We start from the raw sequence: 5405 nt of genomic DNA, 5'->3' as shown, positions 1-5405 counted from the left end.
ACCCGCTGATTAAGAGTCAGCTGCTCTACCAACTGAGCTATGCGTCCACGCTACCTGCCTTGAGGGCCTTGCGGCCCCGCCGATTCGGCGGCGGAGCGGCCCGTATAACGTCTGTTTCGCGGATGAGAAGAGGAAACTTTCAACAATTTCAGGAGAAAGATCCCGGCTTCTGATTCCAGCGGTTTACCGCCATTATCGAGCCGATGCAGATCATGTTCGTCAGCATCGATGTGCCGCCGTGGCTCATGAATGGCAGCGGAATGCCGACGACCGGGGCGAGCCCCATCACCATCATCAGGTTGATCGCGACGTAGAAGAACACGGTAGCCGTCATGCCCGCCGCGAGCAGGCTGGAAAAGCGGTCGGGCGACTTGCGGGCGACCGACAGGCCCCAGAACAGCACGATGCCGAAAACGGCGATCACGAAGAATCCGCCGATCATTCCCCATTCCTCGGCCATGGTGGCGAAGACGAAGTCGGTGTGCGGCTCGGGCAGGTATTGCAGGTGGCTTTGCGAACCATTGCCGAAACCCTTGCCGAAGATGCCGCCCGAACCGATGGCGATTTTCGACTGGGTGATGTGATATCCTGTGCCCAGCGGATCTTCCTCGGGATTGAGGAAGGTAAGAACGCGGTTGCGCTGGTAGCCGTGCAGTAGCGTGAAGAACGCGATCGGAATGGCGATCAGGGCGCCCACACCCGCGCTCACGAACCACCACAAGGGCAGACCGGCAAGGAACATGATAATCGCGCCGCCGAAGCAGATCGCCAGCGCGGTGCCAAGGTCGGGCTGGAGGATAACGAGAAAGGCGGGAATGCCGATCAGCACCCCCGCAGGCACGAGGCCGCGCCAGCTTCCGATCATCGAGGCGGGTAGCGATTCGTAGAACTTTGCGAGGACCAGCACGATCGCGGGCTTCATCAGCTCGGAAGGCTGCAGCGTCATGAATCCAAGGTTCAGCCAGCGCTGGCTGCCGCCGCCCATCGCCCCGATTGATTCCACCAGCACGAGCAGGACGACGATTCCGCCGTAGATGGGATAGGCCGCCTGCCGGAACAGGTTGCGGCTGAAGCGCGATATCACGATCGCCATGACCAGGAATACGAGGAACCGGATCACGTGGCTCAGAGCATAGGGCTGCAGGTGCCCGCCGGCCGCCGAATAGAGCACCGCCCCGCCCAGAGACACCAGGGCGAAGAGCGGGATGAGCATTTGCCAGGGCTGGCGCGCGACTGCGTCCGGTACGACGGAACGGTTCATTGCGTTCCCCCGTTCGTGGTCGTGCGGTCACCGGAATTCGCGCGCGGGTTCGGGTTCTCGGCGGCGCCAGCCTCTGCGCTGCCGGTCGCGACCGGTTCAGGACGCGGCGATTGGGCATCGCGGACTATGGGCTGGTTCGCAGTCTGGTCTTCTTCGGACTCGCGCACCTTGCGACTCTCTTCTTCGGCCGACACCTTCGGGGCGGATACGCCATACTGGGATACGTAGGACTGGTAGCGCGCATCGAGGCGCTCTTTGGCAGTCCCCCCCCAACCCTTTTCGAACTCGTGCAGCTTCTCGAGGGCGAGTTCGGGGTCCCACAGGTAGGTCATGACGTCGCGCGCGATGGGATAAGCCGCACTCGAACCACCACCGTGCTCGATAATCACCGCGCAGGCATAGCGGGGCTTGTCGAAAGGAGCGTAACAGATGAAATGTCCGTGGTCTCGGTACTTCCACGGACCGGTCTTGCCGCTACTGATGTGAAGACCGACGACCTGTGCCGTGCCAGTCTTGCCGGCGAGCTTGATGTCGTCAAAGGGGAGGGCGGCGCGGTGCGCGGTGCCCGGACCGTTGACGACATCCGACATGGCCTGGTGCACGTAGTCGAGATGATCCTGCGGAATGCCAAGTGATGCGACGGGATCGTTCTCGTGGCCGTAGAGCAGGCGCGGCATCAGTACCTTGCCGCTGGCAATGCGCGAGGCCATCACCGCCTGCTGTAACGGATTCACGAGGAAATAGCCCTGACCGATCGTGGCATTGACCGTATCGAAGGTTTGCCACTCCTTGCCATACTTCCTCAGTTTCCAGGCCGGGTCCGGCACGGTGCCGTAGGACTGGCCGACCACCGGCAGGTTGAATTCCTGCCCCAGGCCCAGCCTGCGCGCCATCGCCGCAATCGGATCCATGCCGATGCGCTGGGCGAAGTGATAGAAATAGACGTCGCAGCTCTGGTAGATGCCTTTGGCCATGTTGACCTGGCCATGGCCGCGCCGGTTCCAGCAGTGGAACACGCGATTGCCCACCCTGAGGCCGCCGCCGCAGAAGACGCTTTCGTCGGGGTCGAGCCCGGCTTCCATGAAGGAGAGCGCCACCATCGGCTTGACCGTCGAACCCGGTGGGTAAAGACCGCGCAGCACCTTGTTGCGCAGCGGCACGTGATCGTCGTCCGCCAGCATCTTCCATTCGAGGCGGCCGATGCCGTCCGAGAAGCTGTTGGGATCGAAGCTGGGCATCGAGGCCATCGCGAGCACGTCGCCCGAATGGCAGTCCATCACCACGACAGCGCCGGATTCGACGCCTATGCGCCGCGCCGCATAGTCCTGCAGCCCGCTGTCGATGGTCAGCTTGATAGTCTTGCCGGGAACGTCTTCGCGCGTGTCGAGATCGCGCACGATGCGGCCGGAGGCGGTCACCTCAACGCGGCGGGCACCGGGCTTGCCGCGCAGTTCGTGCTCGAAGATCTTTTCCAGTCCGTCCTTGCCGACCTTGTAGCCCGGCGTGATCAGGATGGGATCGTGATCCTTCTCGTACTCTTCGGCCGATGCTGCGCCGACGTAGCCGATCAGGTGGCCTACCGAAGGCCCGGTCGGATAGTCGCGCGAATAGCCCCGCTGGGTGACGACGCCGGGCAGGTCGGGCAAGCGGACGCTGACGGCGGCAAAACGTTCCCAGTCCAGGTTCGAGGCCACTTCGACCGGCGCGAAGCCGCGGGCCTTGTCGAGCTTGTCCTCAAGGTCCTGCATGTCGACAGGCGACAGTTCGAGCAGCTTGCCCAACTGCGCGATGGTGCGCGCGCTGTCCTGCATGCGTTCGGGAATGACGTCGACACGAAAGTCCGCTCGGTTCGAAGCCAGCGGCGTACCGCGGCGATCGAGAATCCAGCCACGGCGCGGCGGGATCAGCGACAGGTTGACGCGATTGCTTTCTGCATCGAGCTTATACTTCTCGTTCTGCGCCACCGCGAGGTAGCTCATCCGTGCAGCCAGCAGAACGCCGATGCCGCCCTGCACGGAACCGAGCACGACGGTGCGGCGGTCGAAGCTGTTGCGCAAGGTGGCCATGCTGACATGGCGCTTGAAGTTGAATTTGAAGTTGAACTTCATTTCAGGACCATCAACGGCGTGAGCCGGATCCGGTCGATCTTCGCAACGATAAGTCCGACGAGCGGGTATGAGAGCACTGAAATCACGATCTGCGGCACAATAACATGGAGCGGGGCAGCGGCGCCGGCGATATTCACGAGGCCGAGGCTGAGGACGATATAGGCGACGATGAGCCCGATCGCCACCAGCCACTCGGTCACAAAATTGCGCCAGGGCAGACGGGTCTCGATCACTTCGAGGACGATGGCCGAAAGCGACCAGAGCAGCACGGCGGAGCCGAATGGCTGTCCGGAGAACAGGTCGTCGAACAGGCCGAGCGGCAGGCCGGCCCAGATCGGCAGAAGGCCGGGTCGCAACTGCTGCCAGGAAATGAAGAACAGGAAGCCGAGCGGCGGCAGCACCGGCGCGGAGGCGATCATCAGCCAGCCCGGCACCAGCGATGCCAGCATGATCGAGATCCAGGGCAGGGTCAGCGCCACCAGGGGCGAAGGAGCGCGATTGATTCGCGGACCGGTCGCAGCGCTGCGTCGCGGTCCCATCATTCGGCGAACGTCTCGCTGTTTTCGTGGGCCGGCGGCGGCGGCTTGGGCGTCCAGACCTTCTCGATCATGACATAGTCGGTGTCGGACGGATTGCTCAGCACGCGCGCTACCGCGCCATCGCGTACGATCTCGGTCAGGATCGCCATCGGCGTTCCCGGGCGGTAGAGCCCGCCGGAGCCCGAGGTGACCATGACGTCGCCCTTCTTGAGCGGGTTGATGCCCAGGTTGATCAGGCGGATGCGCAAGGTGCCGTCGCCGTTGCCCTGCGCGAAAGCAGGAACGCCATCGGTCGAGCGGCGGACGGGCACGAGGCTCTCGGTATCGGTGATGAGCAGGACCCGCGAGGTCGAAGCGCCGACTTCGAGGATGCGCCCGACGAGGCCCAGCTTCGAACGGATCGGCATGCCCTTCGTCAGGCCCTTGTCGCGTCCGGCATCGAGCGTGGCGTAGCGCCGTGTGCTGCCGCTCGTCGAACTGGTCAGGCGCGCGGTGGCGATGGCGCCCTCGTCCGATCGCGTGAGGTCGAGGAGCTGCTTGAGGCGCTTGTTCTCGGCGCGGATCGCATCGGCTTCGACAAGGCGCACCTTGGCTTCGGCCAATTCGCGTTCAAGGCGCGCGTGCTCACTGCCGAACTTGAAGAAGCCGGCTATGTCGTTGACGACGGTCTTCGAGACCGTGCGTCCCGCAGCCGTTGCCTTGGCCGCCGGTTCGGTGACATCGGCAGCCGCGCCGCGCAGGCCGGAGAACGCGCCGGGATTGGCGATGGAGATGACGACAAGTCCCAATCCCACGACGGCACCGATCGCGCCGGCGATGTAGCTGAGGAACGTCGAATATTGCGCTCTGCGGGAAAAGCCGGAGCGCCGGTTTGCTGGCGGCGCCATGCGCCTTGCACTCCTTCATCGAACGGCCCCGCAATTCGCGTCGGGGCCGCCCGCTTGCGGCAGATCAGGCGGACATCAGTACGCCGCGGTAGATCGGGTCTTCCATCGCGCGGCCGGTGCCGAGTGCGACGCAGGACAGCGGATCCTCGGCGACGCTGACAGGCAGGCCGGTTTCCTCGCGAAGGTAGTCGTCGAGCCCCTGGATAAGTGCGCCGCCGCCGGTCAGGACAATGCCCTGGTCGACGATGTCGGCTGCCAGTTCGGGGGCGGTGTTCTCAAGGGCGATGCGCACGCCCTCGATGATCGCACCGATCGGTTCGGCCAGCGCTTCGGCCACGTTGGCCTGGCTGATCGTGATTTCCTTGGGCACGCCGTTGACGAGGTCGCGGCCCTTGATGTGGATCGTCTCGCCGATGCCGTCTTCGGGCGTGATGGCGATGCCGTAATCCTTCTTGATGCGCTCTGCCGTGGCGTCGCCGATCAGCAGGTTATGGTGACGGCGCACATAGGAGACGATCGATTCGTCCATCTTGTCGCCGCCGACGCGCACCGAGGTGGTGTAGGCAAGGCCGCGCAGCGAGAGGACGGCGACCTCGGTGGTGCCGCCGCC

General features: G+C 64.1%; 5 protein-coding genes. All 5 read right to left on the bottom strand.

What is annotated here, in order from left to right:
* Nucleotides 1-148: 148 nt before the first annotated feature.
* A complete protein-coding gene (gene rodA, locus SPHV1_RS01865; protein WP_054944414.1) occupies nucleotides 149-1261 on the bottom strand; it encodes a rod shape-determining protein RodA in 1113 nt (370 codons plus the stop codon).
* A complete protein-coding gene (mrdA, locus tag SPHV1_RS01860; RefSeq protein WP_054944413.1) occupies nucleotides 1258-3369 on the bottom strand; it encodes a penicillin-binding protein 2 in 2112 nt (703 codons plus the stop codon). Before mrdA ends, rodA begins: the two co-directional genes overlap by 4 nt.
* Nucleotides 3366-3908, bottom strand: a complete 543-nt coding sequence (locus tag SPHV1_RS01855) for a hypothetical protein (protein WP_054944415.1) — start codon at nucleotides 3906-3908, stop codon at nucleotides 3366-3368. Before SPHV1_RS01855 ends, mrdA begins: the two co-directional genes overlap by 4 nt.
* On the bottom strand, nucleotides 3908-4795 hold the full coding sequence (mreC, locus tag SPHV1_RS01850) for a rod shape-determining protein MreC (RefSeq protein ID WP_054944412.1): 888 nt from the start codon (nucleotides 4793-4795) through the stop codon (nucleotides 3908-3910). The genes SPHV1_RS01855 and mreC overlap by 1 nt, the downstream gene beginning before the upstream one ends.
* A 64-nt stretch (nucleotides 4796-4859) precedes the next feature.
* Nucleotides 4860-5405 (bottom strand): rod shape-determining protein (locus SPHV1_RS01845; RefSeq protein ID WP_197277609.1); only part of this gene is annotated, 546 nt, incomplete at its 5' end.

This window comes from Novosphingobium sp. KN65.2 (genome assembly GCF_001368935.1).
Taxonomy (GTDB): domain Bacteria; phylum Pseudomonadota; class Alphaproteobacteria; order Sphingomonadales; family Sphingomonadaceae; genus Novosphingobium; species Novosphingobium mathurense.
The sequence above is the reverse complement of the archived record's forward strand: the minus strand, read 5'-3'. Positions and strand labels throughout refer to the sequence as shown.